The sequence below is a fragment of the Streptomyces sp. NPDC029296 genome (assembly GCF_055569255.1).
Map to the genome: position 1 here is coordinate 1 of NZ_JBVHXT010000099.1, position 4,523 is coordinate 4,523.

The window sequence follows — 4,523 nt, forward strand, 5'->3', positions numbered from 1 at the left end:
CAACCGAACACAAACCACAACACCCCCACCCCCCGCCCCTCCTTTGTTTTCTTCCCCCCCCCCCCCCCCCCCCCCCCCCCCCCCCCCCCCCCCCCCCCCCCCCCCCCCCGCGGCCCGGACCGGCGCCCGTCCGCTCCTGCCTTCGGCCCGCTCCCGGCGCCGTCCTCGGCCCGCCCGTGCGACTGCTGCGGATCGAGAGCAGACTCCCGTCATGAGCACCCGACGCCCACTCGGCACCGGTCCCAACGGCACGCGACGCATCAGCGCCAGCGAGGCCGATCTCCACACCACCCTGCAGGGACTCCATCTCCCCGATGCCGCCGACCTCCGCGCCCGCGGGCTGCTGCCCGTCGAGCGGATCGTCGGCGACGAGCACCAGGACCAGGAGCACGACGACCCCCGCGCACGGACCGCCGGCGGACCGGTCCCCCGGCGGCGCCAGTTGGGCGACCGGGGTGGTCAGTTCGCCGATGGCGAGGGCGCGTCGAGCACGTCCCGACCCCAGACCAGGCCCCATGACTCGACCAGGTAGCGGACCGCTCCGAGTCCTCCGTCCTCGGCTGCCCGGAGCAGGTCGAGGGAGCGGCCCCGGTACCGGATCACCGACCGGTACCAGGTCTCGGCGGGGATGAGCGCCAGGCCCTCACCGCCGACGTCCTCGGCCGCGATCTCCTCGTCCGTCCGGTCGTCCAGGTCGACCAGATCGGCCAGCAGCGCCCGCAGGCCGTTCGACCAGTACATGGCGCGGATCCCGTAGACGCCGTACTCGTACTCGTGCCACAGCGGCACGTCGTCGGCGAGCCCGGCCGCCGCCCCCTCGGCCACCTCGAACGGCATGCGTGAGCCGTCGCGACCGCGCTTCAGGTCGGCGCGGGCCAGCTCGGCGCCGGGCGCCCAGCGCTCGAACCGCGCCTTGCCGTCCTGGTTCTTGAACAGGTAGCGGCTGAACTGCTGGGCGTCTTCGGGTCGGGGGATGTCGACCTTCAGGCCCCGGTCGTTGGGCCGGTAGCCGCCGGCCTTTTCGACAGACCGGATCCAGCGCTCACGGGCGGCAGCCTCGAAGGAGTCGGCCCTGTCGCGGCTCCACGGCCGGTCGAGGAACAGCAGGACGTGGAAGTGCGGGTGCCAGCCGTGTTCGCCCTGCGTGCACTCCCAGACCCGGACGTAGCCGAGCACACCGTGGTCGGTCTGCAGGCGCTGCCACATCTTCCCGGCCCGGCTGCCGAACGCCGTGATCCAGGCGTCGTGCTGGACCGCGACCAGCCCGGAGCGCTTGCCCTTGCGGAGGGTGCCGAGCGGCATCCGCCGGTAGTGCCGCAGGGTGAGGGTCATCATCGCGAGTCCGTGACCGGCGGCCTGCCAGGCGGCCGTCACGGTGTCGATCTCCTCCGACCGGGCTGCCCGGATCTTGGCGGAGCAGACCGGGCACAGGTGGATCTTCCCGCACGTGACCAGGCCGGTCATATGGGCGACTCCGCCGTTGAGGACGACGCCGACGCCGCCCGCGATGGCGGACCGTCCGCAGCCCTTCAGGCCCTTGTCGTGGGTGACCCGCCACAGGCCCTCACGGAGGGTCCAGCGAGCGTCCCGTCCGGTCGCTCCGGACCCATTTCCGGTCGCCGCCGCAGGGCTCTGACCTGCACGGGTTGCAGTTTCTCCGGTAGTACCAAGGCGCCGACCGGATTTGGGCTCAGGCCGTCCGGCCTCACCGGTCGTGGGGGTGATCGACTCGCCGCGCGCGATCGCCCGGCGGGCGGCCGACCGGCATGTCTCGGAGCAGTAGACGCGAGGCCTTTTGCCCGGTGTGTGGGTGATCGGGGTGCCGCAGTGGCAGCGGGGGCCGGTGACTGTCATGGGGCCACTGCGCTCACGCCGGGGGGTAAGCGGCGCAACTGCAGACCGCGTGGCGGCCGCCGCCTCTGGAACAGCGGACGTGATCTCTCGTACTCTGGTCATAAGTCCTGTCAGTTGGCTGCGAACCGATGGGCTGGACTTCCAAGAAGCGGTCCGGGGTCCTACGCCCGGGCCGCTTCGCTTTGTGCTGCCTGCGATCCAAGCATCAGTTGGGCCGACCGATCCCTCTGCCACTCCCGAAGCCCCGTGAGGCGGGTGTGGTCTGACGGACCGAAGGAAGCCCCGCCGGGATGCCGGCGGGGCTTCGTCGTGTCTGCGTCAGGACTGCGGCACCGTGATGCCGAACGCGCGCTTGATGGCCCGGCAGCCGACGGCGACTAGGCGCTGGACCTCGGGCTCTCCCCGGCGGCCGCAGGCACGTGCCTCCGCCGCGAGGCGGCTGACCTTCGGGCTGCCGGGGCCGCCCGCGATCACGAGGCTGGAGATGATGTGCCACCGGAGCTGATCGGGCGTCATCTGCTCGATGACCTCCGGGCCGGTCTCCCAGAGCGCCGTGGCGTCCCAGTAGGCACCCAGCAGGTCATCGGCCGAGAGGTAGAGGGAGAGCCGGGTCTCCACCCGCTCGCATCCCTCCTCCTCCGCCTGGCCGGGCGGAAGAGTCTCGCCGAACTCCGAGACGCCGTGCTGCGGACCGCGCGGGACAACGTGCATCCGGGCGGCGGCCGAGGCGTAGATGGCCGCCACGGACGCGGGAATCGGCTCACTACCTGCGAGGATCGTCATGTCGGATCTCCTCCTATGCGATCAGATCCGGCGGCCCGGTCAGGGGTGCCTCCCTGGCCGGGCACACTCTCTTGTAGTGCCGTGCTCTGGGGAAAAGGTAGAGCAAGAGGTAGAGTAAGAGCAATACAAGCAGAGCGTTTATCGGGGAGGAGTGACGAAATGGCTGGCTACGCGGAGATTGCCGAGCACTACCGCCAGCAGATCAAGAGCGGCAACCTGGCCCCTGGCGACCGGCTGCCCACCCTCCGGGAGGTGATGGAGACCTGGTCGGTGTCCATCGCGACGGCTAACAGGGCGTACCGGACGCTCCAGGCGGAGGGACTCACCCGGGCAAGCAGCGGTGCCGGCACCGTCGTGGCCCTCCCGGGAAGCCCGACGATCGCGGCCCGGGTCCAGGCTCACGCCGCCACGGGCCGAGCCCTGGAACCGACCGAGTCCTCACGGATCCTGGAGGTCGGCACCGTGGGCGCCGACGAGACCGTCGCATCCCGGCTCGGCGTGGCACCGGGAACTCCCGTCCACGTTCGGCGCCGCGTGGTGAGCCGGAACGGCACCCCGGTGCACCTGTCGTCGTCGTACTACCTGCCGGAGGTCGTGGAGGCCACGCCAGAACTGGCTGAGCCGACCTCCACCGGAGGATCACGAGAGCTGGCGGCAGAGCGACTTGGATCGCCGCAGGCCCGAGTGCTGGAGGAGGTGACGTCCCGTCACGCCACCGACGCGGAGAAGCACTCCCTGGGCCTCACCGGCGACTTCGTATCCATCACGCAGGTGATCAGGACCGTGTACCTGGCTGACGGACGGATCGTGGAGGTTGCCGTCCGGGTGATGAACGGCTCCACGATCATCCGGTTCGCGAGCGACCTCCTGTAGGCCACAGCGTCCTGAAGCCCCGCCCGGATCGATCCGGGCGGGGCTTTCTGCTGCCCCAACGCGCAGGCGCCCACTCGCCCAGGCGCCCAGTCGCGCACACGCGCGTGAGGACGTGGCCGTCAGAGGGTCCACCGCGTGCCGGGCGTGCCGCGTGCCGCGCGTGCCGTGCGCGCCCACACGCGTAAGGGCGTGCGGGCGTCCGGGCGTGCGGGCGTTGGAGGTCCCTCTCGGCGCCCCGCAGACCCTCAGATGACTCATCGGCCCGCCCCCACCCTCCGAGGCCCGGAGACGGGCGCACAGAGCCTCCAATCCGGACGCGCGGAAGTAATCCTGGGATTACTTCCGCGAGCCGAGCACCCCCGCCACGGAGCGTGATTACTCACTTCCTCATCACCGGGGCAGGGCACGGGAGTCGGGGGTCCCAACGCGCGCGCGTGACGCGCGCGTGAGGGCGGTCGGGAAGGAGTAAGTAACCACCGACCGTCACCACCAGGCGGCAACCGTGGGCGGTTTACGTGGCGCCGCCGTTGCCGACTGCGGCGGCTCGGCGGTGCTGTCGGGCAGAGCGGCGGGGAGGGGAGGGTGGGTCTGCTCGGGTCCGGTCGCCGGGTGCGCCGGCCGGATGGGCGAGCCGCCGTACCGCCGCCGTCGCAGCCGCGGGCGCGTGAGCGGACCGTGCTCCTGGTCGTGGTCGCCGGGGAGCAGCTGCTGCCGCGATCCGGATCTGCCGGTGTGGTCGCTCCGCGTCGGCGCGGGCATCGTCGTGGCGCACGAGCGTGTCGAATCCGGGGCCTCGCGCGCGATTGGCGTGCACAGGTGCACGTGCACACGCGTGCACGCGTAGAGACCGCCGCGCGGCGGGTGTTGTGGCGAGGCGTGTTACGACTTTCTCTACTCGATCAAGGCCGCCGCTCGCGCGGCGGCGGGGGGCGGACCGGGCCCCCCCCCCCCCCCCCCCCCCCCCCCCCCCCCCCCCCCCCCCCCCCCCCCCCCCCCCCCCCCTCCCCCCCCCC

4 protein-coding genes are annotated in these 4,523 nt (G+C 72.1%); 2 read left to right on the top strand and 2 right to left on the bottom strand.

All coding sequences use genetic code 11. The annotated features are described in order from the left end of the window. Positions 1-211 precede the first annotated feature (211 nt). Complete coding sequence (locus ACZ4W9_RS40150; protein WP_467944194.1) at positions 212-532, top strand: hypothetical protein; 321 nt, start codon at positions 212-214, stop codon at positions 530-532. Here ACZ4W9_RS40150 and ACZ4W9_RS40155 read toward each other — a convergent pair. Beyond that, the gene (locus tag ACZ4W9_RS40155; RefSeq protein WP_467944195.1) at positions 460-1,464 is read right to left on the bottom strand and encodes a protein rep; all 1,005 of its coding nucleotides are present in this window, start codon (positions 1,462-1,464) and stop codon (positions 460-462) included. The two genes, ACZ4W9_RS40150 and ACZ4W9_RS40155, sit on opposite strands and share 73 nt — an antisense overlap. Before the next feature lie 708 nt (positions 1,465-2,172). Beyond that, positions 2,173-2,637, bottom strand: a complete 465-nt coding sequence (locus tag ACZ4W9_RS40160) for a hypothetical protein (RefSeq protein WP_467944196.1) — start codon at positions 2,635-2,637, stop codon at positions 2,173-2,175. Positions 2,638-2,796: 159 nt separating this feature from the next. On the opposite strand from ACZ4W9_RS40160, the gene ACZ4W9_RS40165 reads away from it, so the two are divergent. Beyond that, entirely contained in the window at positions 2,797-3,510 is a 714-nt protein-coding gene (locus tag ACZ4W9_RS40165) for a GntR family transcriptional regulator (RefSeq protein WP_467944197.1), read from the top strand. The last annotated feature ends 1,013 nt before the right edge of the window (positions 3,511-4,523 follow it).